The sequence below is a fragment of the Gordonibacter sp. Marseille-P4307 genome, assembly GCF_900604965.1.
GTDB lineage: Bacteria > Actinomycetota > Coriobacteriia > Coriobacteriales > Eggerthellaceae > Berryella.
Genome location: NZ_UWPD01000001.1, coordinates 920,746 through 945,107 on the forward strand (window position 1 = coordinate 920,746; position 24,362 = coordinate 945,107).

The window sequence follows — 24,362 nt, forward strand, 5'->3', positions numbered from 1 at the left end:
CGGTAACCTTCAAACGTTAAGACTTTACCAATTCGGCGCGCGATGGGCCATCTTTCGGCTCGTTTTTCTCGGAGTTCACAGGGATGCGCGCGTCTTTTCCCTCAACAGGCGAACCCCGATGAGGCCGGTGGCCGAACAGGCAAGCAGGCTGACGGTCAACCAGATAGCGCCCAGCGCCATCCACAATTCGGTGGGAAGGGCGCAGATAAGCAGGCTGCTTTCCGAGAACTCCCAGGTTCCCTGCGTGAAGAAGATGCCGTGAAACGCGCTGAACATTCCCATGAAATCGATGGCCGCCCATAGTCCGAGGACTGAGAATGATCCAACGACCAGCGTCGATGAGGCGATAAGGGGAACCGCGGCAGCGCGCCTGCCCGCGACGCGCGCCAAGGCGAACAATCCGCCGGCACCCACCAGTATGCAGATCGCGAGGATGGGGAGCGTCGCAGTTGCGACGCGGTTCACGTCGTCGAGGTGTTCGACGGCGGATCGGTCGAAGACGTAGGCGTCGCGCGCCGAAGCGAAGGCCGAAGCGAAGGCGGCGCCATCGCTTTGTTCCGACAGCCCGTCGAGATCGGGAAATCCCGATGGCTGCGCGGCATTGGAGAGACCGCTTGAACGATTGCCTTCCAGCTCCCTGTTCACCTGGTAGATGGTGCGGTACAAAGCGGTTCGGTCGTGCGATCCGAACGAGAAGTCCCGCGCTGCGGCGGCGACGCGGGACAGCTGGTCTTTCGAGAAGGGCGACAGGTCGTCCCAAGCCAGGGCTGAGGAAAGCGCGGGCGAGAGGGGAGGGGCCGTGCAGACGAGGTACCCTCCTCCCACAAGGGCGATCGCCAGGGCGAGGGAAACGATCGTTTGTGCGGCGGTAAGCGCGCGGGGCTTGCTCACGAGGTTAGTCGCTTTCCCGATCGACCCACAGGGTGGCGGCGGTAATGCCCTGCATATCTTTCGAGATGGTGGGCAGCGGCCCCAGGCGGCTGAATACTCCCTGGAACGTCCCGTTGTACAGATACAGGCCGTTGAGGTTGTTGTACGGCACCGTTTCGCACGCTACCTGGTTGTCGGCCAGCTTGTCGATTCCGGTGTCGGGGGGCAGCGTGTCGGTCTTGAAGGGCACGACGTAGTGCTGCGCGATGAAGGGGAAGCCCGCTTTGCCGTTGGCGAAGCGATCCACCAGGCCGTCCCACTCTTTCTGATCGAAGAAGCAGCCGGCGTAGACGTTGTCCGCTCCGTAGTGGTCGGTGGGCTTGATGATCCACCCGTCCTTGTTCGCCTTCACATCCTCCAGATCGACTTGATCGCTTTCGAGGAACGTGGTGAGCGGCACGGTGGCGCGCACGAACGCGTTTTCCTCGTCGGTGAGGATCGCGGTGGTCGCGGGGTGGTACAGAGCCTTGAAGATCTGCTTGTCATGGACAATATGCCCCGCAAAGCTGCCGATGAGGGCAACTTTTTCGGCACGAACCGCCTCGATCATCCCTTGGGATTCCTCCCAGAACTCGATGACGTCGTTAGTGACGCTGCGCCGCCAGATGGCGTTGATGGCCGTGCCGTCGTGAGCGCGGAGGGATCGTCCGTCGAAAACGAGGTCGCGCACATCGGCGACGATGCAGCGGTACCCGCGTTTCTGGAACAGTCCGGCGAAGATCTCGAATTCGTCCACCACGCCGTGATCGAGGTAGTCGCAGATGGCGAACACGGGATCGTCGACGCGGTGCTCGTAAGTTGCGTAGATGTCGATAAAGGAGCTCACCCAGCTGTCGAACAGCTCGCAGGCTTCGACGCGGTGGCGGGATGCGAACTCTGCGAACGTGGCGGTCTGTTCGACCGAATGGGTGATTTCGCGATTCTCGTTCATGCCGCTCGATCCGTCGCCGTTGAATTCACAGAATTTGACGGACAGCGTGTCTTCGTCAAGGAAGGTATCGACACGGGCGAAGGGGAGCAGCGCATCGTAGCCGCGCGGAAGCAGGATCAGCTCGCGGAGGCGTTCGTCGAAGTCGAATATGGTGCGGTATTCGGGGTCGTCCAGGTAATGGGCGATCACCTTGCATAGGATGCGATGCGCCGTTTCCGATGCGTCTTTCATCGCGCGGTACGTGACGTCATCGAACAGACGGGGCACGAAGGCAGAGTCGACGACGCGGTGGTGGACGATGGCGGTCGAGCGCTCCATGTAGGCTCGGGCGGCGCGGCGTCCGGCTATGTCGCCGCCGAGCTCGGAGGCGATTTCGAGGTATTCGCGCGTGTAGGCGGCGTTGTTGCTCATGGTCTTCCTTTGCGAAAAGGCGGTTCGTCGATTCATTGCCCGAAGGGTTCGGCGCTCACGCGAGATTCTATCTTACCGCCGCGTCCGGCGAGGTTTCTTCGTCCAAACAGCACTGGATCGTTGCGTTTCCGGCAGCTTGGCTTGCCAACGGTTCGTTTCGCGTATATGCTCTGATCGATAAATGTTAGCTGTATGTAACTTAAGGAGGAATACGGTTATGGAAAGGGGAAATAAAGCGAGCGCAGGCGAAGGGAAGAAAGCCCTCAAGGCATGGGGCGTGCGCGAGGTGGTGACCGCCGTGCTTATGAGCGCGTTGGCCATCATACTGATGTTCGCCGGAGCGTCCGTGACGATGATCCATCCCGATGCCGCGATGGTGGCATCGGGGGGCGCGGCGGTGTTTTTAGCCGCTCCGGTGTACATGCTCATGGTTCTGCGGGTGAACCGCCTTGGGATCACGACGCTGTTCGCAACGATGTGCTCCCTTCTCTTTTGTTTGGTGGGAAACTTCGAGTACATGATTCCCTTCTACATAGCGGGGGGAATTCTGCTGGACGCCGTTTTCCTGAGGACCGAAGCGCAGCGCACGAACCCGTGGTGGATCACGGCCGCATGGTCTGCGTTCAGCGGCCTGTACCTGCTCTCGACCATGATCCCGGTTGTAAGGAACCTCGAAGCCTACCTGAACGATTTGGTGGCGAGGGGGTTCGATCAGTCTTTCGCCGATACCTTCCTGCGTTACTACACCGATCCCGCATGGGTATGCGGAATCGCGATCGGCACCGTCGTCTGCGGTTTTTTGGGAAGTCTGATCGCTCGGGCCCTTATGCGCAAGCATTTCGCCAAGGCCGGAACGGTCTGATATGGAACAGGCCTCTGTTCAGTCCCGGGGTCGTACGGTCGGTTTTGCGGTGACGGCCAAGGTAGCGGTGCTCGTATGCGCGGTCGTTGCGACGAGCTTCGATCTGAGCGACGGCGCTCGGGCGGTTCTCGGTATCTTTTCGATCGTCTACGCCGCGCGGGTCGCTTCGCTGCGCATGGCGCTGTGGCTTACGGTGTCCCTGGCGCTTATCGCGGTGCTGTACCTAGCGTTTTCTCGCTTCGGGGTGCGGCTGATCCTGTTCTCTCCGATGCACGTCTATCAGGGTTGGCATGCGTTTCCCGTGATGGCGGCCACGTGCGTGGTGTGCGTCTCTGCGCCGGGCACCATCAGCGCAGCGCTGTCCCGCATGAAATGCCCGAAAAAGATCATTCTCGGAGTGCTGGTTATCTTAAGGTTCTTCCCCACCTTCGCCTCGATGAGGCGCGCTCTGCGCGACTCGTTGCGCAAGCGCGGGTTGCTGGCGGTTCGCCAGGTGCTGGGAAATCCGTTGGACACCTACGAGTACGTCATGGTTCCCATGCTTATGGCGCTTGTTAACAGCGCCGATCAGCTTGCGTCCTCGGCGGTTACGCGCGCAGCGGAGGCCCCTACTTCCCGAACCAGCTACTATCGGGCGTCCTTCGCTGTTTCGGATGCGGTGTGCGTCCTTGCGTGCATGGTTGTATGCGCGGGCGTCGTGACGATGGGGAGAATAGCGTGATGGGCCACAGCGCGCTGAGCCTCGATCGGGTGTCGTTTGCATACAGGGGCGCTTCTGAAACCATTCACGATGCGTCGCTTTCGGTGGCGCGCGGCGAGTGCGTCGTGCTGCTGGGCCCTTCCGGCGGCGGAAAGACGACGATCGCGCGCCTGATAAACGGACTTGCGGGCGGATATTACGAAGGAGAGGCCCGGGGCTCGCTGAATATCGGGGGAGTTCCGTGCGAGGACATCCCTTCGTGGAGACGCGCCGAGTTCGTGGGCAGCGTGTTCCAGGATCCGGCAAGTCAGTTCTTCTCTAGTCAGTTGGCCGGAGAGATCGCTTTCACCTGCGAGAACCTAGGGTATGACCGCAACTTCGTGGTTCAGCGCACCGACGAGGCGATACAGGCGTTCGATCTGGACGGGCTGCGCGCCGTTCCGAACGATCGGCTTTCCAGCGGGCAGAAGCAGAAAGTGGCCATCGCTTCGGCGATCGCCCCGCATCCCCTCCTCGTCGTGATGGACGAGCCCTCGTCCAACCTCGACGAGGAGGCGGCGGCCAGACTGGGTCGGACGGTGGCGGATATGAAGGCCGCCGGCTACGCGCTTGTGATCGCCGAGCATCGCATCGCGTATTTGGAGGGAGTTGCCGACCGTTTCCTCTACGTGCGCGGCGGCCGCATCGAGCGCTCGTTTACCCCCCAAGAGGTGGCGGCGCTTTCCCCGGGCGAGCTGCTTGCTCTTGGCCTGCGCAGCCCGTCGAGCGTCCCGCGTCCCCGGCTTCTCGCGGCGGAGTCTTTCGACGGCGCCGTCGAACTCGGGGAGGGAGAGCACGCGGCTGCGATGCGGGACGTGTCGGTTTCGTTCGGGCGCCGCCGCGTGCTTGACGGCGTGTCCCTTTCGGTGAAAAGCGGCCAGATCGTAGCGCTAACGGGCGAAAACGGCGCGGGAAAGACGACGCTTCTGCGGGTGCTGGCGGGATTGCTGGCCTCGCGCTGCGGCTCGATTGAAATCGACGGCACCCGCTGCAATCGGCGGCACTTGCGTCGGTCGGTGTGGTTCAGTCCGAACGACGTGCGGGCCGAGTTCTTCACGCCCAGCGTGCTGGAGGAAGTGATGCTGCTGGTCGATCCGACGGAGGACAACCGAGAGCGGGCGCAGCGCGTTTTGGAGACGTTGGGTCTGTGGCATATGCGCGAGCGCTACCCCTCGACGCTTTCGGGTGGGCAGAAGCAGCGCCTGTCCATTGCATGCGGCCTGGTGATGCGCAGGCCCATTCTGGTGCTGGACGAGCCGACCAGCGGCTTGGATGCTTCGAGCATGGAAAGGCTGTCGGAATCCCTTGCGTTCGCGTCGCGCGAAGGCCAGGCCGTTTTGGTGGCAACGCACGACAACGAGTTCATGGAGCGGTGCTGCACGCACAGCTACGAGTTGGCGATGTAGAAGGAAGGTGGTCGTATGGAAATGGCTTTGGACGGATCCGAGGCCCGGGGAAGGGAGCCGGACGGGCGGGGCGGGACCTCGGCGGCCGGCGCTCGCGGCAAAGAGAGCCTTATGGGTTTGTACCTGAGGCTTACCAAGCCCGTTCACGGGCTGATCGTGCAGGGTATGGTGCTATCGGCGCTGTCGGTTGCGTTCGGCTTCGTCCCGTATCTGGTTGCCATCGTTATCGCCCAGAAGGCGCTGGAAGGATCGATGTTCGACGCGCAGACTCTGGCGCTCATGGTGATCGCGTCGGTTGCGTGCGCTACCGCGAGTCGCCTGCTGTTCGGGGGAGGCACGGGCATATGCCATCATGCCGATGCGGACTTCCGCGTGAATACCCGCCGCATCCTGTTCGGTCATTTCTCGCATCTTCCCCTGGGTTGGTTCAGCGATCGGACGTCGAGCGAGGCCAAGCAGGCCGCATCCGACGATGTGCTGGGCATGCACCAATCGGTGGGGCACGCTCCCACCGACCTGGTGAATGCGGCGCTTACCCCGATCATCCCCTTGGTGTACCTGTTTACCGTCGATTGGCGCCTGGCGCTTCTGCTTGTTGGCTATCTGGTCGTTATGACGGCCGTCTCGATGCCGCTCATGATGCGCGACTACTCCGAGCTCAATAAGCGGTACAACGCCGCGAACGTCGAGCTGTCGGCGTCGGTCGTAGAGATGGTCGAGGGCATCGAGGTGGTGAAGGCGTTCGGCGGCTCTCGGCAGGCGGGAGGGCGCTTTCGCCGGGCCGTGCGGGACCTATCGGAGGTCGTGCATGTTTGGACGAAGGCCACGGCTGGGGCCTACAGCCTCCTTGTGGCCGGCACGTCTCCGGGGATGATGCTTGCGATGATCGGGTTGGCAAGCTGCCTGTTCGTTTCCAATGGCTGGTGCGACCTGGCAACGTGCGTGCCGTTTCTGGTGCTGGGCGCCAATATTCCGTCGGGAATCATGGCCGTGGGCTCTTCGATGGGCTTTCTGCGCTTGGCCAAGCAGAGCCTAGAGCACCTTTCCGAGATCCTTGCGGTTAAGCCTCTGCCCGAACGGGCCTGTGCCGAGGATCTTCCGTCGAAGGATCTGGACGTGGCGTTTGACAGGGTGTCCTTCTCGTATGCGGCCGAGTCGTCGCGCGCCTTGGACGAGGTCACCGTGCGTCTCGCTCCGGGAACCGTCACCGCGCTTGTCGGGGGGTCGGGAAGCGGGAAGACCACGTTTGCCCGGCTGATCCCGCGGTTCTGGGATCCGGTTTCGGGGACGGTGCGGATGGGCGGGGTGGATCTGCGCGATGCCTCCTCTCAGTCGGTGCTGTCGAAGGCCGCCATCGTGTTCCAAGAAAGCATGATGCTGGGGGTAAGCCTCCGTGAGAACATCAAGCTGGCCCGTCCCGAAGCGTCCGACGACGAGATGGTGGAGGCCGCCAAGGCTGCTCGGATACACGAGCGCATCATGGAGCTTCCGCGTGGCTACGACACGGTGGTCGGTTCGTCGGACGGGTCGTTGTCGGGAGGCGAGGCGCAGCGCGTGGCCATCGCGCGGGCGCTTATCCAGGATGCGCCCATTCTCGTTCTGGACGAAGCGACGGCCCATGCCGATCCGGAGAACGAGACCGCCATCCAAGAGGCGCTGGGCAATTTGGTGCAGGGTAGAACCACCGTGGTTATCGCCCATCGGCTGAACACCGTGGTCCATGCCGATCGAATCCTTGTTATGGAGGCCGGTCGGATCGTCGAGGAGGGCACGCACGAGAGCCTTCTGGGAGCGCGCGGGCGCTATGCGGAGTTGTGGGAAGCCCAGCAGGCGGGTGCGCATACTGCTGAGCATGGCGGAAAGGACGTTGTATGATCGTCGATCAGATCGATGCGCTTGTCGGCGAGAAGACCGGGGTGAAGCCCCAGGCTGTTTTCTTCGCGTTTGCGGGGGTCGTAGAGGCGGGCGTCTACGTTGCGCTGCTCCCGCTTCTGCATGCGCTGGCGCAATCCGACGGAGCCTCGGCGTTGCGGTGGGCCCTGATCGTGGTTGCCTTCGGCATCGTGTCGGCCGCGGTGAGCTTCGTCGCGGAGAACCGCGGGTACTTCATCGGCACGAAGCGCGTGGTAAGCCGCATTCAGGAGCGGTTGGGCGATCACGTGGTCTCGCTTCCCCTCGGGTGGTTCACCGCAGCCCGCGCGGGCCAGCTTTCGTCTTTGCTCGAGCGGGACTTGCAGATGGTCATGAACTTCCCAGGCGTGTTTCTGCGCCAGTTGGTCTCGTCCGTCACGGTTCCCGCGTGCATCGCCTTGCTGTTTCTCTACATCGACTGGCGCATCTTCCTGTCGTTCATCGCGCTTGCCCCTCTTCTGTACGCGGGGGCGAAGAAGATGAGCAAGGCGGCCGGTGACGGCCATCTGAAGGAGGAGGAATCGAATGCCCGGTTCACCTCCCGTATTATCGAGTTCGTTCAGGCTCAGCCCATTTTGCGGGCGACGGGGCAGGCGCACGAAGGCTGGGCGGCGCTCGCGGAGGATATCGAACGCGATCGCGAGGCGACCGTGGCCACGCTCGATATGACGCAGCGTCCGATGCTGAATTACACGGTGACGGTGTATGCGATGTTCGGTCTGTCGTTCCTCTCGTCCACCGTGTTGCTGGCCATAGGGGATATCGATGCCGTCGAGTACCTGTTCGTAGCCATTCTGGGGCTGCGCTTCATCGACGCCCTTCTGAAAATCGGGGCCCAGGGCATGGCGTTTCGCGTGTGCGAAAACGCCCTCGACTCGGTCGAGCGCGTCTTATCGGCCCGGCCTCTGGCCCAGGCGGCCGACCCGAAAAAGCCCTCCGCATCCGATGTGGTGTTCGATCATGTGGGATTTTCCTACGATCAGAAGCGCTCCGTACTCGACGACGTTTCGCTTTCCTGTCCCGAGCACAGTCTGACCGCGCTTGTGGGCCCGTCGGGTTCGGGTAAAACCACGCTCACACGGCTCGTGGCGCGCTTCTGGGACGTCGACGAGGGAAGCGTCCGCATCGGCGGCGTCGATGTCCGCGACATGCGACCCGACGATCTTTTGGGCATGATATCCCTCGTTTTCCAGGATGTGTATCTGTTCGACGGAACTATCGAGGACAACGTGCGGTTCGGCTCTCCCCACGCAACCGACGAGCAGGTGCGCCGCGCCGCCCGCATCGCGCGCCTCGACGAGGTGGCCTCTCGCCTTGACGATGGATGGTCCTCGCGCGTGGGCGAAGGGGGATGCCGCCTTTCGGGAGGCGAGCGCCAGCGCGTGTCTATTGCGCGTGCCCTGCTGAAAGATGCGCCCATCGTGCTGTTCGACGAAGCGACCAGTGCGCTTGATGCCGAGAACGAGGCCGCGGTGGTCGATGCGATGCACGAGCTTGCCCGCAACCGGACGGTGCTCGTGATCGCCCATCGGCTCTCCACCATAGCCGCGGCCGATCAGATCGCCATGTTGGAAGACGGACGCATCACCCAGCTGGGGACTCATGATCAGCTGCTTTCCCAGGAAGGTCGCTATCGCAGCTTCTGGAAGGATCGCGAGAAGGCGCAAGGTTGGAGGATTGCCCGCGCGTAGGCGCCGCCCCCCTGCATGCGGCTCGTCGTCGGCATTCCGTTCGGTCGGTTCGCACCGTGCGGGGCGCGACGGGCCGCATTCGCCTGCGCGTTCGAGGGTGTCTTTGTAAACGGTGCCTAAACAGATAACCGCGCTTCATCCAGACGGATATAATGGGTGAAGTTTGCGGCGCTGCGGCTTTGCGGCGCATGGTCGATGGGCGCGCAGTGCGTCACGATATACAAGGAGCCTTTACATGGCAGAAGCATCGCCTTCCTATTTGTTCACGTCCGAGTCGGTGACCGAGGGTCATCCCGACAAGGTGTGCGACCAGATTTCCGACGCCATCCTCGACGCCATCCTTGCGAAGGAGATCGAGCTGGCGGAAGCGGGTTACGTCGCTCCGAACGGCCAGCCCGCCGATCCCGGCCAGTTCCGCTGTGCATGCGAGACGCTTACGTCCACGGGGTTGGTGGTGGTTACCGGCGAGATCCGCACTCAGGCCTACGTCGATGTGCAGGAGATCGTCCGCGGCGTTCTGGACGATATCGGATACAACCGCGCAAAGTACGGCTTCGACGCCTCTACATGCGGAATCATGAACGCCATTCACGAACAGAGCCCCGATATCGCCCTGGGCGTCGATACGTCGTTCGAGGCCCAGCACGGTCTCGATCGGTCCGATCCCTACGATCTGACCGGCGCGGGAGATCAGGGCATGATGTTCGGCTACGCCTGCAACGAGACGTCCACGCTCATGCCGATGCCCATCTACCTGGCGCATCGTTTGTCCGAGCGCCTTACCGAGGTGCGCAAGAACGGCACGTTGCCCTACCTGCGCCCCGATGGGAAAACCCAGGTGTCGGTTCGCTACGTCGAGGGTAAACCGGTGGCCGTCGAGCAGGTGGTGGTGTCCACCCAGCATGCCGACGATGTCGAGACCGAATCTTTGCGCGCCGATATCGTCAAGCATGTGGTCGAGCCCGTTTTCCAGGCCGAGGGCGTGCGGCTTTCTTCCGATGCGGGCATCCACATCAACCCCACCGGGCGTTTCGTGGTGGGAGGGCCCATGGGGGATGCGGGTCTCACCGGCCGCAAGATCATCGTCGATACCTATGGCGGCATGGGTCGCCACGGCGGCGGCGCGTTTTCCGGCAAGGACTGCACCAAGGTGGACCGTTCGGCTGCGTACGCCGCTCGCTGGGTGGCGAAAAACGTGGTGGCAGCCGGTCTGGCCGATCGCTGCGAGGTTCAGGTGGCCTACGCCATCGGCATGGCCCACCCCGTCTCGGTGATGGTCGAGACCTTCGGAACGAACACGGTTCCCGTGGCCGACATCGAGTCTGCGGTTACCAGCGTGTTCGACCTGCGTCCGGGGGCCATCATCGACGAGCTCGACCTTCGCCGCCCCATTTATCGCAAGACGGCTGCATACGGTCATTTCGGCCGCGAGCTTCCCGAGTTCACCTGGGAGCGCACGAACAGGGTGGAGCAGCTGAAAGCCGCGTGCGGCCTGTAGCTTCGTATCGGCGGCCGCGACTCTTCGCGAATCGAGGAACAGCCGCCCGCGTCCGGTTTCTTAACGCTCCAGCGGGCCCCGGTAGCCCATGATGCCTCCCATGTTCGATACGTCCGCGTACCCCATGGCCTTCATCTGGCCTACCGCGCGCGTGCTGCGCGCCCCGCTGGCGCAGTAGAGGCGCAAGGGCGTTTGTTTGTCGGGTGCGATCTTGCGGATGGACGCCAGATCGGACAGAGGGACGTTCAGGGCTCCCTCGATATGGCCGCGACGGTATTCGTCGGCTTCGCGCACATCCACGATAAGCGCTCCGATCTTGCGGGCATCGGCTACGTTTTCGGTCATACCGCCGCCTGCGAACAGCGAGAACAATCCCATAGAGTCCTTCTTTCGGTAGATTTCATGAAAGCAGGGTACCCGTTTTCCTCCCCCTTTCGCGATTTGGTCACCGAAAGGGGGGAAACGATCTTCGGGGTTGCGCACAGGCGGGCGAACCGCTGTCGGACGGTTTGCGGCAAGCGCCGCCGCGGGCCGTGCGGAAGCCGTCCTATGCCGTCTTCGCGAAGAACTCCCCGGCGATGCGCACGGTTTCCGCTGCATCCTTGGCGTACCAGTCCGCTCCGACCATCTGGGCGTATTCGGGGTTGAGCACAGCGCCTCCCACCAGTACGCGCACATCGGGCGCTTCGGCCCTCAACAGAGCGATGGTGTCTTCCATGCCTCGGATCGAGGTGGTCATGAGGGCCGAGAGGCCCACGAGCTTCACCCCGTGCGTTTTCACGCAATCCAAGACGACCTGGGGATCGACGTCGCGACCCAGATCGATCACGCGGTACCCGTAGTTTTCCAGCAGCATCCTGACGATGTTCTTCCCGATATCGTGGATATCGCCTTTGACCGTGGCCAAAGCGACGGTGCCCTTGTTGACATCCGCTGCCGCGCTGGCGGCCTTGATCACGTCGAACCCGGCTTTGGCGGCTTCCGCCGAGGCCATAAGCTGGGGAAGGAAGAACGTTCCCCGTTCGAACGCATCGCCCACCTCGTCGAGGGCCGGGATGAGGTGGTGGTTGATGATGTCGAGCGGATCGGTGTCGTTCAGCAGAGCCGAGCAGATCTCGCCCGCAGTTTTTCTGCGGCCCTGTACGATGGCGCTGTGCAGCGACCCGTCGTCGGCGCACGTCGCGGGTCCGGCAGGGGCGCTTTCCGAGCTGCCTTGCGCTGGGTCGGCGGGTTTTCCTGCGGGCGTTGCTTGGTAGTTCGCGTAGCCCTCGATGAAACGGCGTGCGCCAACATCGTGTCCGCACAGGACGCGCCAGGTGTCGACCACCTCGCGGTAGCGATCCGACAGCGGATTCAAGATGGGCAGGTCGAGTCCGGCGCTGAATGCCGCCGCCAGGAAGGTTGCGTTGACTACGGGTCGGGCTGGAAGCCCGAAGCTGATGTTCGACACGCCCAGCACGGTGCGCACGCCCAGCCGCTCTTTGACCATCGTCACGGCGCGCAGGATGTCGGCGACCTCGTTTTGATTGGTTGAGGCAGACATGACCAGGCAGTCTATGAACACGTCTTCGCGCGGGATCCCCGCCTGTTCGGCGGCCTCGACGATGCGGCACGCGATGGCGAAGCGCTCTTCGGCCGAAGGGGGGATGCCGTTTTCATCCAGCGTGAGGCCGACGACGGCACATCCGTAGTGCCGAGCGATAGGGAGGATGGCGCGAAGGCTTTCCTCCTTGCCGTTCACGGAGTTGATGAGGGCTTTTCCCGCATAGGCGCGCACGGCGGCCTCTACGGCGACCGGATCCGACGAATCGATCTGCAGCGGAAGGCCGGTGACGCTTTGGATGCGCTTAACCAGTTCGCACAGGCAGGCGGCCTCGTCTATTTCGGGCAGGCCGGCGTTTACGTCCAGCGCGTCGGCGCCGGCCTGGTCTTGAGAGATGGCCTCGTTGACGACGTAATCGAAATCGCCCTCGCGCAGCGCGGCCTTGAGCCTTTTCTTGCCCGTAGGATTGATGCGCTCTCCGATCACGCCTACGGATCGCCCTCGGAACTCCAGTGCCTGCTGGGCGCTGGTGATGACGCAGACGGGAGAGGCGGGGATGCGCACGGGCACCCGGTTTTCCACAAGAGAGGCCAGCCGCTCGATATAGGACGGGTCGGTGCCGCAGCATCCTCCGATGATGGAGGCTCCCGCATCGACCATCTTTCTTACGGAGGCGGCGTAGTCTTGCGCCGATACGGAAAACACCGTCTTCCCGTTTTCCATCCGGGGCAATCCGGCGTTTGCCTGCACCATGACAGGACAGGTGGCAGCCGACAGCATCTCTTCGACGATCGGGACCAGAGCGTCGGGGCCCAAAGAGCAGTTCACACCCAGGGCGTTGACGCCCAGGGCATCCAGGGTGTAAGCCGCGACGTTCGGACTAGTGCCCAAAAACGTGCGGCCCGTCTCGTCGAAGGTCATCGTGGCGAATACGGGAAGGTCGCTGTTTTCCTTGGCTGCCAGCACCGCCGCCTTCGCTTCCAGAAGGTCGGCCATCGTCTCGATGACGAACAGGTCGGCTCCGGCTTTGTCGGCGGCGCGGACCTGCTGAGCGAACAGGTGGTACGCTTCGTCGAACGACAGCGTTCCCATCGGTTCGAGCAATGCGCCGGTCGGTCCGATGTCGGCGGCTACGTAGCGCGGATGCGCCGAGAGCGCGCACGCGATCGCAGCGCCGAACACCTCGTCAACCGTTGCGCGGCCTTCCAGCTTGCGCTCGTTGGCCCCGAAGGTGTTCGTGGTGATCACCTGGGCGCCCGCTTGGACGTAGGAGCGGTGCACGGCGCTTACCGCGTCTGCGTGGTCGAGGCATAAAAGCTCGGGCAGCTCGCCGGCGTCCAGGCCGCCTTTCTGCAGCATGGTTCCCATGGCTCCGTCGAATACCAGATAGGCATGGCCGTTCAGTACTTCGGCCAGATAGCCGTCCTTTACGCGCACGCGATCCCGCGTGCGCGCGGCGACGGTTCCGTTCGTTATCGGTAGCACGTCGTGTCCTCCTTTCGTATCGAGCAGTACGGGCGAAACGAGCAGTTCGCGCAGCTGCGCCTATCGTCTTGCGGGGAATCGAACAGCCCGATGACGGCCGTGGAGCTTTTGGCCGGGACAAGCAGGTTGCCCGTCGTCACCGTGATTCCCAGCGCCCTTTCCGCGCCAAGGATGCGCACGATGGCGGGCTGGATGTCCAGGGGAAGGTCCCCGTAGCCGGGACCGTAGCGCCAGTTGCAGTACAATCCCCGTTCTCGGGCTTCGTGCACGATGGCCGCGTTGCAGGCGTCGGCAACCGATTCGACCAGCGCCGATCCGGCGGCATCGAACATGAACGCATCGAGGGGGTTCAGAAGGCGCATGCGCCGCCCTTCCCGCTCGTTTGAAAGGCCCAGAGTGCAGGTCATGAGCGCCGCTTCCCGCGCACCCGACAGATGCCTTGCAATATCGTCTCCGGGAAGGACGAGCGTCGTTCCCGTCAAGCGCACGCCCTCATCGAGCTTTTCGATAGGGAAGATTCGGTAGCGGTATCCGGGAGAGGCGGTGCGCTGTGCTGCGTTGGCGATCTCGTCGAGGCGCCCGATAAGGGACGTATCGACAACTTGTCCCGCATATCCCAGGTAGCGCATCGTTTCTGCTCGATCGACGAGGTATCTGCGGTCACTCATCGTGCGAGGAAGGGCGCCGCTGCGGCTACGGCCGCCCGCGCGATGTCGGGTTGGTTCATGGTGTACACGTGGATGCCGTCCACGCCGAACCGCGCCAGCTCGTCGATCTGGCGGCAGGCGTATTCGATGCCGGCCTGGCGCAAGCTGGCCGGGTCGTTCTCGTAGCGGGCCAGCAGTTTGACCAAGGGTGCCGGCATGCTGGCACCGCACATGAATACCATGCGCGTCACCTGGCTTTTCGATAGGAACGGCATGATGCCGAACGTGATGGGAACCGTTACGTTCGCCGAGCGCGCCCGGTCGAGGAAGCGGTAGGCGAAGTCGTTGTCGAAGAAGAGCTGGGTTACGAAGAACTGGGCGCCGGCATCCTGCTTCTCCTTGAGATGGCGGATGTTCTCGTAGTCGTCCAGGCAGTCGATATGACCTTCGGGATAGGCCGCCGCCCCGACGCAGAAGCCGGCTTCGCGCAGGATGGGGATGAGGTCGCGCGCGAGGGCGAACGCTCCGGGACAAGCCCCTTTGACGGCGTCGCCGCGCAACGCGAGCACGTTTTCCGCCCCTCGTTTTCGGAGCGAGGCGATATGGCGCCGAATATCTTCGGTGCTTGCGCCGGTGCAGGTGAGGTGGGCCATCATGTTCAGGTTGAACTCGGTCTGACCGATCTGGGCTACCTGTTCGGTAAGCGCGGTGTTCCCCGAACCGCCGGCCGAATACGTGACCGACACGAACCCGGGATCGAGCGGGGCCAGTTCGGCTATGACGGAGCGGGCCGCATCGATAGTAAGCTGGCCTTTAGGCGGGAATACCTCGAACGACATAGGCTTCGCGTTGTTGAAGACCTCGGTGATGCGCATGGTTTCCTCCGATGCGTGCGTTTCAGGTTTCGGTACCGCGATCGTTTCGGTACGGGGCGGCTTTGTACACCTCGATCGCAGCGGGTTCCATATTATATAAGAAACAGAAAATCGGATTATATGAATAATAGAATTCTAGCCATGCGCTCTCGAGAATGCGACATCGACCGAAGCGGAGAGCCGTCCTTCTGCCGGCATCCGCCGAACGAGACGGGACGCACGACGGCTCGCTGTCACATAAACACGGTCGTCAGCGCTCCGATCACGTCATCGAGGTTGTCTTCGGTGATGCCGGCGTAGTTCAGCACGAGTCTGCACGAGCTCTGTTCGCCTGGCTTTTGCAGATCGGTGTAGTCTTCGAGGAACGAAAGGCGCATACCCGCCTTTCGTCCCCGCGCTCTCGCTTCGTCGTTGGACAGGCCGGTGCGCACGTTCACCAGCAGGTGCGTGCCCGCGTCGCATCGCTCGATGTCGAGGATGCTTCCGAGGTCGGACGAGGAAAGAGCCTCTGTGACGAGGGCCTTGGTTTTGCGATAGTGGTTGCGCAGGCGGTACACCTGCCGCTCGAAGTGGCCCTTTTCGATGAAGCGGGCAAGGGCGTACTGCTCGAAGCTGGAAACGGCGCTTGAAAACAGGGCGATCGAGCTTTCGTAGCGCGCAAGCAGGCGGGGAGGCAGGATCATGTAGCCGATGCGAAACGAGGGCGCAAGCGTTTTGGAAAACGCGTTCATGTAGACGACCTTGTCGTTCACGTCTTCGGCGAACAGGGGAGAAAACGGTTTGGATCCGTATCGGAACTCGCTGTCGTAGTCGTCTTCGACGATGGAGCGCCCCGCTTCGGCATTCGCCCATTCGAACAGCTCGATGCGCCGCTTCACGGGCATGACGCGTCCCTGGGGAAACAGGTTCGCGGGAGCGGTGCGCACAAACGATGCGCCGGTACGCTCCAGCTCGTCGACGCGCACGCCGCTTTCGTCCGAGCGCACGCGCTCCCAGGGGGTTCCGCGCAGGTCGGCGATGGTCTCGAGTTTGCGATACCCCGGATCCTCGAACGCGAACTTCGCATGCGAGCCCAGCAGAACCAGCAGTTGGTCGAACAGAACCTCGGTACCCGGCCCGATGACCACCTGGTCGGGGGAGGCTTCGATTCCGCGGTTGCGGTAGAGATAATCGCACAGGGCGCGGCGCAGCTCGGCAAGGCCCTGATGGGGGATGGCCCGCATCAGCTCGTCGGTGGGCAGCGACAGCGCCTCGCGCATGCAGCGTCCCCAGATGCTTGCCGGGAACAGATCGAGGCTCGTGCGCGTTCCCCGGGTGTCGATGCGCGCTTCGGTCTCCTTTTCGCGTGCAGATGGCTTGCCCGGGTTCGCGCGCATCTTCGCTTTCGGCTTCGGGGCGTAGTTGACCTTTTCGACGAAATAGCCCCGGCGCTCCTGCGCGCACAGAAATCCCTCTGCCAGCAGCGTGTCGTAGGCGCGCATGACTGTGTTGGTGGATGCTCCCAGGTGGTTGGCAAGCGAGCGCTTACCGGGCAGGCGGCTTCCGGGCGCAAGCCTTCCCTCCACGATATCGTCGCGGATTCGCTCGTACAAGAATTCGTACAGGGGCTGCTTTTCCGGTCGTTCGTTCAGGTCGTAGGTGAGCATCGCTTCTCCCGTGATTTCCGTTCGGCTAACTGATACCTAAAAAAATAAACATACTGGGACTTAAAACAGTATCAGATAACGCTTAGCATCGGAGGTGCAACGAACGGTTTCGATATAAGGAGATCGAAATGAACGTGAATTTGAAAGATACGTACGGCCTGTTCATCGATGGTAAATTTGTTTCCGCATCCGATGGGGGCACCTTCGCGACCACCAACCCCGCGACCGGTGGGCACCTCGCCTATGTTGCCGAGGCGACCAAGGAGGATGTGGATGCGGCCGTGGCCGCTGCGTGGCGGGCGTTCGACACCTGGAAGCGCGTCGGGGATGCCGAGCGGGCTGCCATCCTGAACAAGATCGCCGATATCATCGACGAGAACAAAGAGCTGCTCGCCACCGTGGAGTCCATGGACAACGGCAAGCCCATCCGCGAGACCATGAACATCGACGTTCCCTTCGCGGCCGACCATTTTCGCCTGTTCGCCGGCGCCGTGCGCACCGAGCAGGGGACGTCTCGGGTGCTTGACGGGGGAATGCTCAGCCTGGTCATGCGCGAGCCCATCGGCGTTGTCGGCCAGATCGTGCCTTGGAACTTCCCCTTCCTCATGGCGGCTTGGAAGCTGGCTCCGGTGCTCGCCGCAGGCGACTGCACCGTGTTCAAAACGTCTTCCACCACGCCGCTGAGCGTCATCGTCCTCATGGAGCTTATCCAAGACGTCGTCCCGGCCGGCGTCATCAACGTGGTTTCGGGCAAGGGTTCGGCGTGCGGCCAGTTCCTGCTCGACCATCCCGATCTGCGCAAGCTGGCCTTCACGGGTTCCACCGGCGTGGGCTATGGCGTGGCGAAGGCCGCGGCCGAGAAGCTGATTCCCGCCACGCTCGAGCTGGGAGGCAAGAGCGCCAACATCTATTTCGACGACTGCGACCTCGACCGGGCCATCGACGGGCTTATGCTGGGCATCCTGTTCAACCAGGGCCAGGTGTGCTGCGCCGGTTCGCGCGTGTTCGTGCAGTCGGGTATCTACGACCGTTTCGTCGAGCGCGCGGTCGAGCAGTTCGGTCGCGTTATCCAGGGCGATCCCCTCGATCCTGAAACGCAGATCGGCACGCAGATCAACGAAGGACAGCTTCAGAAGATCGCCTCCTACATCGATATCGCCCGAAAAGAGGGGGCGACCATCGCCGTAGGTGGAGAGCGCAACGTCGAAGGAGAGCTTGCCAAGGGCAGCTTCTTCAAGCCGACGCTCATCACGGATGCGACCAACGACATGCGCGTCGCCCGCGAGGAGATCTTCGGCCCCGTTGCTGTGATCATCAGGTTCGAGGCCGAAGACGAAGTGGTCCGTATGGCCAACGATTCCGAGTACGGCTTGGGCGGCGCGGTGTGGACCGGCGATATCACGCGGGCTCTGCGCGTTGCCCGCAACGTCGAGACCGGCCGCATGTGGGTTAACACCTACAACCAGATTCCCGCCGGAGCTCCTTTCGGCGGCGTGAAGAAGTCCGGCATCGGGCGCGAGACCGACATCGCCGTTCTGGACGCCTACACGCAGAAGAAAAACATCATGATCAACCTGAACGACGCGCCCAGCGGTTTCTATCCGCTCAGGTAACGAGGGTGCGCGGGCGTTTGGGAGTTGGGGCGCATCGCTGCTACACTGGCTGCATGAAAATCGCTCAGGTAGTTCTCGACATACCCACCCAGGCGCTCGACGCCCCCTACACCTATCTCGTTGCCGAAGAGAAAACCGACGATCTCGAGTTCGACGTAGCCGTTGGCTGCGTCGTTCTCGTGCCGTTCGGGGGTCGCCGGGCGTGCGGGTTCGTTGTGGCCATCGAGGACGTCTCCGAGCTCGATCTGGCCCGGAAGATGGACCCGTCCAAGCTGAAGTACGTGATCGGCGCCCTGGGACCGGCGTATTTCGACGAAGAAGGGGCCGCATGCGCCCAGTACCTTTCCGAGCGCTACATCGCGCCGTTGTCGGCCTGCGTGCGCCTGTTCACCCCTCCGGGCGGCGTCCCGCGCATGGTTCGCTCGCGTGACGGGCGCTGGCGCCTCGAGCGGCCGGCGGTAGGCGAGGTGGACGACCGCTGGGTTACGGCCGGTCCTGCGTTCAAGGACTTTCGGCCTCGCAAGAACGCGGCGAAGCAGATCGCCATTCTCGAAGCGCTCGAAGCGGGCGATCTGCGCGCGGTCGAGCTGTCCGCCGAGTTCGGAGCGGTGGCGTCTACTTTGAAGGCGCTCGAGGCGAAAGGAGCTATCGCCATCGAGCGCCGCCGTCGCTTTCGCGGAGACGCCCGCCTTGGCCGCTCGTTCGTCCCTTCCGCAAAGCCTCGGTTGACCGAAGGCCAGGCGGCCGCCGTGGATGCGATCGCGGCAGCCGGTGCGGCGGCTCGGGGCGAGACGGTGCTGATCGACGGCGTTACCGGATCGGGCAAGACCGAAGTGTACCTGCGGGCCATCGAGTCGGTGGTGGATGCGGGGCGCACGGCGATCGTGCTGGTCCCCGAGATCTCGCTCACGCCCCAGACGGTTGCGCGCTTTCGCGGGAGGTTCGGCGATCGGGTGGCCGTCATGCACTCCCGCATGAGCCAGGGCGAGCGCTACGATCAGTGGGACTTCATCCGCTCGGGCGAGGCCCGCGTGGTCGTGGGTGCGCGCAGCGCCCTGTTCACGCCCCTGTCCAATCTGGGTCTCATCATCATCGACGAGGAGCACGAGGGTTCCTACAAGCAGGACAGCGCTCCGCGCTACCATGCGCGCGATGTGGCGCTGTGGATGGTGCGCCGCGCGGGGGCGACCTTGGTGCTGGGTTCGGCCACCCCGTCGATCGAGAGCCTGCATGCCGCGGTTAAAGACCCTCTGTGGCGTGCGGTGGTTCTGCCCGAGCGTGCGAACGGGAGGCCTTTGCCGCAGATCACCGTGATCGATATGGCCAAAGAGTTCGGCCGGGGTTCGCGCTCGATGTTCTCGCGCACGCTGGCGAACGCCTTGGAGGAAGAACTGGCCGCGGGGCACAAGGCCGTGCTCATGTTGAACCAGCGCGGATTCGCGAAGTTCGTGCTGTGCCGCGAGTGCGGGTTCGTACCCTCCTGTCCGCACTGCTCCACGTCGCTTACCTATCACGAGCAGGGGTCTTATCTGGCCTGTCACCACTGCGGCTTCCGTATTCCCGTGCCGGTAACCTGTCCGGAATGCTCCAGTCCGTACCTGAAGAAGTTCGGGGCCGGCACTCAGCGCGTCGAGGCGGATCTGCGCATGTTGATCGACGGGTTTTCCAGTGTAGCGTCGCCGGTGCCCATCATTCGGATGGACGCCGACACCACCAAGGGGAAAAACGCTCACCAGAACCTGCTCGATCGGTTCGCTTCGGCCGATGCCGCGGTGCTGCTGGGAACCCAGATGATCGCGAAGGGCCTGGACTTCGACGATGTGACCCTGGTGGGGGTCATCAACGCGGACACCATGCTGAACCTTCCCGACTATCGGGCTGCCGAACGAACGTTCGACCTGGTTGAACAGGTGGCTGGGCGCGCAGGGCGCGGCAAGCTTCCCGGACGGGTGATGGTGCAGACCTACGAGGCCGATCATGCCGCCATTCGCGCGGCGGCCGGTTACGACCGGGCGCTGTTTCTCCGTGACGAGCTGCCCAAGCGCAAAATGCTCGGGTACCCTCCCTACGTTAGGATGGCCAACGTTTTAGTGTGGGGGAAAGATGAGAAGTCGGTGGAGGCCCAGGCCAAAGCGCTTCAGCGCGACCTTGTGCGGCGCGTGAGCGAGCACGGAGGCTCGTCTTGGCGCGTGCAGGACGCCGTTTCCTGCGTGCTGGCGAAGCTGCGCAATACCTATCGCTGGCATATCGTGGTGAAATGCCCGGTTGACGCGGATATCGCCCGCGTGCTTCTGCCGCTGTTCCGTTCCCGTAAAGCCGATCCGCACGTAAGCGTAGCGGTGGATGTCGATCCGAACGACCTGCTGTAGGCGCGTCGAGAGAACGCGGATTCGCCTCCATAATTCCGATGAGCCTTACCGTCCGATTGAAAACGTAGTAGAATTCACCCTTGTATCTTTGCGCCCAAATTCAGGAGGATGCGGGTAGAAGCTCCAGGGTCGAAAGGAAGTTCACGTGGCCGAAGCCTCGGAAAAGACAACGACGAAAACCAAGCGTATCGCAGACGAAAAAGCAGGTGATCTTATCGAGAGCGTCGAAGAGGGAGCGATCGGATCTGGAAAGGACGCTGCGCCCGGCGCGGCGAAGAAGGCGGGCTCCAAGCCGAAGAAGCCCGTCGCCGAGAAAACCGCTGAAGCCGATGCCGACGAATTCGAGGACTCCGACGACGTCGAGCCCGAGGTGATCGGTGCGGTCGATGCGGCCGATGCCGACAAGGACCACTCCGACTCCGATCACGAGGATCTGCTCGAGGGCATTCCCGAGGAGGAGCTGAAGGCCGTTTCCGACGTCCAGCTTCCCAAAGTCACCAACAGCCGCGTCAGCAAGGTGAAGTCGCGCCGCCGCGCGGCCGACGCGGGCGTCACCATGCTCACGGGCGATCCGGTTCGCATGTACCTGAAGGAAATCGGAAAGGTTCCGCTGCTTACCGCCGCAGAAGAGATCGATCTGGCCATGAAGATCGAGGCGGGCGTGGCGGCTACCGAAGAGCTCGAGCGCGCAGAAGAGGAGGGCGTCGAGCTGGAACGTCGCGAGAAGCGGCGCCTCGGTCGCATCGAGCAGGTGGGTATCGACGCGAAGCAGCAGCTTATCGAGGCGAACCTTCGCCTGGTCGTATCTATCGCCAAGCGCTATGTGGGTCGCGGAATGCTGTTCCTCGACCTTATCCAGGAAGGCAACCTCGGCCTTATCCGCGCAGTCGAGAAGTTCGACTACAAGAAGGGCTTCAAGTTCTCGACGTACGCTACCTGGTGGATCCGCCAGGCCATCACGCGCGCCATCGCTGACCAGGCCCGCACCATCCGCATTCCCGTGCACATGGTCGAGACCATCAACAAGCTCGTGCGCATCCAGCGCCAGCTGCTTCAGTCGCTGGGTCGCGAGCCAACCCCCGACGAGATCGGCGAGGAGATGGGTCTTACCGCCGAGCGCGTGCGCGAGATCCAGAAGATCAGCCAGGAACCGGTGAGCCTCGAAACCCCCATCGGCGAGGAAGAGGACAGCCAGCTGGGAGACTTCATCGAGGATGCCGATGCGGTGGTTCCCCCCGACGCCGCCAGCTTCTCTATGCTGCAAGAGCAGCTGGCCAAGGTGCTGGACGGCTTGGCAGAGCGCGAGCGCAAAGTTATCAGCCTGCGCTTCGGATTGGAAGACGGTCATCCCCGCACGCTTGAGGAAGTGGGCAAGGAGTTCGGCGTCACGCGCGAGCGCATCCGTCAGATCGAGAGCAAAACGCTTGCCAAGCTGCGCCATCCCTCCCGTTCGTCAAAGCTCAAAGACTACCTGGAAGACTAATCTCAATCCGAGGACTGCATGACTCAGCAACTGGAACTGTTCGCAAGCTGCCTCTCTGGCATGGAGGGGCAGCTTGCCGAGGAACTGAAAACGTTTCGCATCAGGAAAGTGCGCCCCTTAGCCGGGGGCGTTGCTTTTTTCTGCGATCTGGAAGCGGCGTACCGCGCCTGTCTATGGTCGCGTCTTTCGGCCCGCGTGATGCTGGTGCTCGACCGCGTGAGCGCAGTCGATGCCGATGCGCTGTACGCGGGCGCGCATGGAATCGCTTGGGAAGATATCGTGTCCAGCGAGGCCAGCGTGGCCGTTCACGCGTCGGGTACCAACGAGCAGCTGCGCAATACGCGCTTCACCTCGTTGAAGGTGAAAGACGCGGTGGCAGACCGCCTGCGTGAATGCGCGCCCGAGCGCGCGGCGTCGTCCGAGAGGCCCCGTCGTGTGGCCATCGATGTGCGCATCCGCAACGAGAAAGCCACGATCTCGCTCGATCTGGCGGGGGGAGCGCTGGGAAACCGGTCTTACTTTTCGAACGACGATACCGACGACGCCGCTCTTGAGGCGCTGCTTGCCGCCGGTTTGCTCTCGCGGGCTTCGTGGTCCCAGCATGCTGCGGAAGGGTTCGGGTTTATCGATCCGGTGTGCGGAAACGGCGTGCTGCTTTGCGAAGCGGTGTCTGCGGCATGCGATCGCGCTGCGGGACTGGGTCGCGAGCGCTGGGGGTTCTTGGGATGGAAAGGGCACGACGAAGCGCTATGGAGAAAGCTTGTGCGCGAAGCGGAACGCCGTTTTGAAGCGGGGCTTTCCCGTATTGCGGGGCCTGAGGCGCTTGCTGCGGGCCCAGGTGCCCGGCCCGACACGACGCGCGTGCGGTTCGTGGGCGCAGCCGCTTCGTCACCGGCTATTTCGAGGGCGCGCGATCATATTCGCCGTGCCGGTTTGCGTCCTGCTGCCAGCGTCGAGATCGGAGATGCCGAAACCATCGCCCATCTGGTGCGGCGCGTTTCCCTCGTTGCCAACCGCTTCGCTTCGGCTCCCGCAACCGGGCTGCTGGTTGCCGCCAATCCCGAGGCGCGCGCGGCGGGCAAGCGAGCCAGTTTGCAGGCGGCCGAGATCGCGTTCGTGAACGCCTGCGCCGCCGCGCCCGAAGGCTCGGTGTTCGCCATAGCGGGAGGTGCGGGCGCGGCTGCTCGATTCAAAGGAAAGCCGAAGACCAACGATCGGGTCGGCCGCGATCGGGTCCAGACCGCTCTTCGCGTGTTCGATATCGCTCCGGATGCGGGGGTTGCCATCGAGATTCCCGATTCCGCCGGTGGAGCGCCGCGCACGGTTCAGGTGTACGATGCGGGATCGATCCAGTTCGCTTCGCGCCTGCGCAAGGTGCTGAAGGAGCGGAGGAAATGGGCGGCGGCAGAGGGTGTTTCCTGTTACCGCATCTACGACGCCGATCTTCCCGAATATGCGGTGGCCATCGATGTGTACGAGGGCTGCGGGCAGGCGCGCGGTAACACGTATCTGCATATTTCCGAGTACGCGGCTCCATCGTCGGTCGATCCTCAAAAGGCCCATCATCGTTTTGCGGACGTGCTGAGCATCGCTCCGGTGGTGTGCGATGTGCGTCCCGACCATGTGTTCTCGAAGACGCGGACGCGCGACAAGGGCGGCAGCCAGTACCGCGATGCGGGAGATCGTCCCTACGTGACCACCATCGAGGAGGGCGGCTATACGTTCGAGGTCGATTTGAACGGACGCTTGGACACGGGTATCTTCCTCGATCATCGCATTACGCGGAGCCTGGTGGGAAAGCGCGCTCAAGATGCCAGGTTCCTGAACCTGTTCGCGTACACCGGAACGGCTACGGTGTACGCGGCGGGAGGCGGCGCGCGCAGCACCGTGACGGTCGATCTGTCTCAGACGTATCTGGAGTGGGCCGACCGCAATATGCTGGCGAACGGTTTCGACGGATCGGAGCATTCGTTCGAGCGCGGCGATGTGATGCGCTGGCTTACCGATGCGCGGCGGTCGGGCAGGCGCTTCGACGTGATCTTCGTCGATCCGCCCACGTTCTCGAACTCGAAGTCGATGGGGCGGCGCACCTGGGACGTTCAGCGCGACCATGTGGAGCTGCTGATCAACGTGACGCGTTTGCTTTCTGAGGAGGGAGAGGCCGTCTTCTCGTGCAATCTGCGCTCGTTCAAACCCGATCTCCAGAAGCTCGAGCGCTATGGCGTGGTGCTTGAAGACGTTTCGGCCGACACCATCCCCGCCGATTTCGCGCGTACGCCCAAGATCCACAAATGCTATATCGTGACGAGGGCGTAAAGGGAG

17 protein-coding genes are annotated in these 24,362 nt (G+C 62.9%); 10 read left to right on the forward strand and 7 right to left on the reverse strand.

The window, feature by feature from the left end; all coding sequences use genetic code 11:
* Window positions 1-75 precede the first annotated feature (75 nt).
* Entirely contained in the window at window positions 76-891 is an 816-nt protein-coding gene (locus tag EIH26_RS04085) for a DUF1461 domain-containing protein (protein ID WP_164470975.1), read from the reverse strand.
* A 4-nt stretch (window positions 892-895) separates the two neighbouring features.
* Complete coding sequence (locus tag EIH26_RS04090) at window positions 896-2,272, reverse strand: carboxylate--amine ligase (protein ID WP_124061017.1); 1,377 nt, start codon at window positions 2,270-2,272, stop codon at window positions 896-898.
* Between the two features lie 217 nt (window positions 2,273-2,489).
* Between EIH26_RS04090 and EIH26_RS04095 the strand changes: the two genes are divergently transcribed.
* The 6 genes from EIH26_RS04095 (at window position 2,490) to metK (ending at window position 10,379) form a co-directional block, all read left to right on the forward strand.
* Window positions 2,490-3,134 carry an MptD family putative ECF transporter S component gene (locus EIH26_RS04095; RefSeq protein ID WP_124061018.1) on the forward strand — a complete coding sequence of 215 codons (645 nt, stop codon included), beginning with the start codon at window positions 2,490-2,492 and terminating at the stop codon, window positions 3,132-3,134.
* A 1-nt stretch (window position 3,135) separates the two neighbouring features.
* A complete protein-coding gene (locus EIH26_RS04100) occupies window positions 3,136-3,855 on the forward strand; it encodes an energy-coupling factor transporter transmembrane protein EcfT (protein ID WP_124061019.1) in 720 nt (239 codons plus the stop codon).
* A complete protein-coding gene (locus tag EIH26_RS04105) occupies window positions 3,855-5,279 on the forward strand; it encodes an ABC transporter ATP-binding protein (protein ID WP_164471048.1) in 1,425 nt (474 codons plus the stop codon). Before EIH26_RS04100 ends, EIH26_RS04105 begins: the two co-directional genes overlap by 1 nt.
* Window positions 5,280-5,294: 15 nt before the next feature.
* Window positions 5,295-7,154: an ABC transporter ATP-binding protein gene (locus EIH26_RS04110; RefSeq protein ID WP_241152751.1), complete on the forward strand. Its 1,860-nt coding sequence runs from the start codon at window positions 5,295-5,297 to the stop codon at window positions 7,152-7,154.
* The gene (locus EIH26_RS04115; RefSeq protein ID WP_124061021.1) at window positions 7,151-8,881 is read left to right on the forward strand and encodes an ABC transporter ATP-binding protein; all 1,731 of its coding nucleotides are present in this window, start codon (window positions 7,151-7,153) and stop codon (window positions 8,879-8,881) included. Before EIH26_RS04110 ends, EIH26_RS04115 begins: the two co-directional genes overlap by 4 nt.
* 235 nt (window positions 8,882-9,116) lie before the next feature.
* Complete coding sequence (gene metK, locus EIH26_RS04120; protein ID WP_124061022.1) at window positions 9,117-10,379, forward strand: methionine adenosyltransferase; 1,263 nt, start codon at window positions 9,117-9,119, stop codon at window positions 10,377-10,379.
* A gap of 60 nt (window positions 10,380-10,439) precedes the next feature.
* Here the strand turns inward: metK and EIH26_RS04125 are convergent, their stop codons facing one another.
* From EIH26_RS04125 to EIH26_RS04145, 5 genes are all read right to left on the reverse strand, one after another.
* Complete coding sequence (locus EIH26_RS04125) at window positions 10,440-10,757, reverse strand: rhodanese-like domain-containing protein (protein ID WP_124061023.1); 318 nt, start codon at window positions 10,755-10,757, stop codon at window positions 10,440-10,442.
* 169 nt (window positions 10,758-10,926) lie between these two features.
* Window positions 10,927-13,407 (reverse strand): homocysteine S-methyltransferase family protein, encoded by a 2,481-nt coding sequence (locus EIH26_RS04130; protein WP_124061024.1) that lies wholly within the window; start codon window positions 13,405-13,407, stop codon window positions 10,927-10,929.
* Window positions 13,395-14,036, reverse strand: a complete 642-nt coding sequence (locus EIH26_RS04135) for a vitamin B12 dependent methionine synthase (RefSeq protein WP_241152752.1) — start codon at window positions 14,034-14,036, stop codon at window positions 13,395-13,397. The genes EIH26_RS04130 and EIH26_RS04135 overlap by 13 nt, the downstream gene beginning before the upstream one ends.
* Before the next feature lie 35 nt (window positions 14,037-14,071).
* Window positions 14,072-14,929, reverse strand: coding sequence for a methylenetetrahydrofolate reductase (locus tag EIH26_RS04140; RefSeq protein WP_124061026.1), 858 nt, complete (start codon window positions 14,927-14,929; stop codon window positions 14,072-14,074).
* Between the two features lie 233 nt (window positions 14,930-15,162).
* On the reverse strand, window positions 15,163-16,575 hold the full coding sequence (locus tag EIH26_RS04145) for a PLP-dependent aminotransferase family protein (RefSeq protein WP_124061027.1): 1,413 nt from the start codon (window positions 16,573-16,575) through the stop codon (window positions 15,163-15,165).
* Window positions 16,576-16,703: 128 nt separating this feature from the next.
* Here EIH26_RS04145 and EIH26_RS04150 point away from each other — a divergent pair, with 128 nt between their 5' ends.
* The 4 genes from EIH26_RS04150 to rlmKL all read left to right on the forward strand — a co-directional run bounded on the left by EIH26_RS04150 (window position 16,704) and on the right by rlmKL (window position 24,356).
* Window positions 16,704-18,188, forward strand: coding sequence for an aldehyde dehydrogenase family protein (locus tag EIH26_RS04150; protein ID WP_124061028.1), 1,485 nt, complete (start codon window positions 16,704-16,706; stop codon window positions 18,186-18,188).
* Window positions 18,189-18,241: 53 nt separating this feature from the next.
* Window positions 18,242-20,557: a primosomal protein N' gene (priA, locus tag EIH26_RS04155; protein ID WP_124061779.1), complete on the forward strand. Its 2,316-nt coding sequence runs from the start codon at window positions 18,242-18,244 to the stop codon at window positions 20,555-20,557.
* 370 nt (window positions 20,558-20,927) lie between these two features.
* Window positions 20,928-22,040, forward strand: a complete 1,113-nt coding sequence (gene rpoD, locus EIH26_RS04160) for an RNA polymerase sigma factor RpoD (protein ID WP_241152823.1) — start codon at window positions 20,928-20,930, stop codon at window positions 22,038-22,040.
* Window positions 22,041-22,058: 18 nt separating this feature from the next.
* A complete protein-coding gene (gene rlmKL, locus EIH26_RS04165) occupies window positions 22,059-24,356 on the forward strand; it encodes a bifunctional 23S rRNA (guanine(2069)-N(7))-methyltransferase RlmK/23S rRNA (guanine(2445)-N(2))-methyltransferase RlmL (protein ID WP_124061029.1) in 2,298 nt (765 codons plus the stop codon).
* Window positions 24,357-24,362 lie beyond the last annotated feature (6 nt).

Bases quoted from the DNA above. Each gene is read 5' to 3' on its own strand.
- EIH26_RS04090 (WP_124061017.1), bottom strand. From the start codon at position 2,272: ATGAGCAACAACGCCGCCTACACGCGCGAATACCTCGAAATCGCCTCC.
- EIH26_RS04140 (WP_124061026.1), bottom strand. From the start codon at position 14,929: ATGCGCATCACCGAGGTCTTCAACAACGCGAAGCCTATGTCGTTCGAG.
- priA (WP_124061779.1), top strand. From the start codon at position 18,242: ATGAAAATCGCTCAGGTAGTTCTCGACATACCCACCCAGGCGCTCGAC.
- EIH26_RS04145 (WP_124061027.1), bottom strand. From the start codon at position 16,575: ATGCTCACCTACGACCTGAACGAACGACCGGAAAAGCAGCCCCTGTAC.
- EIH26_RS04135 (WP_241152752.1), bottom strand. From the start codon at position 14,036: ATGCGCTACCTGGGATATGCGGGACAAGTTGTCGATACGTCCCTTATC.
- EIH26_RS04115 (WP_124061021.1), top strand. From the start codon at position 7,151: ATGATCGTCGATCAGATCGATGCGCTTGTCGGCGAGAAGACCGGGGTG.
- EIH26_RS04095 (WP_124061018.1), top strand. From the start codon at position 2,490: ATGGAAAGGGGAAATAAAGCGAGCGCAGGCGAAGGGAAGAAAGCCCTC.
- EIH26_RS04150 (WP_124061028.1), top strand. From the start codon at position 16,704: ATGAACGTGAATTTGAAAGATACGTACGGCCTGTTCATCGATGGTAAA.
- EIH26_RS04125 (WP_124061023.1), bottom strand. From the start codon at position 10,757: ATGGGATTGTTCTCGCTGTTCGCAGGCGGCGGTATGACCGAAAACGTA.
- EIH26_RS04110 (WP_241152751.1), top strand. From the start codon at position 5,295: ATGGAAATGGCTTTGGACGGATCCGAGGCCCGGGGAAGGGAGCCGGAC.
- rlmKL (WP_124061029.1), top strand. From the start codon at position 22,059: ATGACTCAGCAACTGGAACTGTTCGCAAGCTGCCTCTCTGGCATGGAG.
- metK (WP_124061022.1), top strand. From the start codon at position 9,117: ATGGCAGAAGCATCGCCTTCCTATTTGTTCACGTCCGAGTCGGTGACC.
- EIH26_RS04105 (WP_164471048.1), top strand. From the start codon at position 3,855: ATGGGCCACAGCGCGCTGAGCCTCGATCGGGTGTCGTTTGCATACAGG.
- EIH26_RS04100 (WP_124061019.1), top strand. From the start codon at position 3,136: ATGGAACAGGCCTCTGTTCAGTCCCGGGGTCGTACGGTCGGTTTTGCG.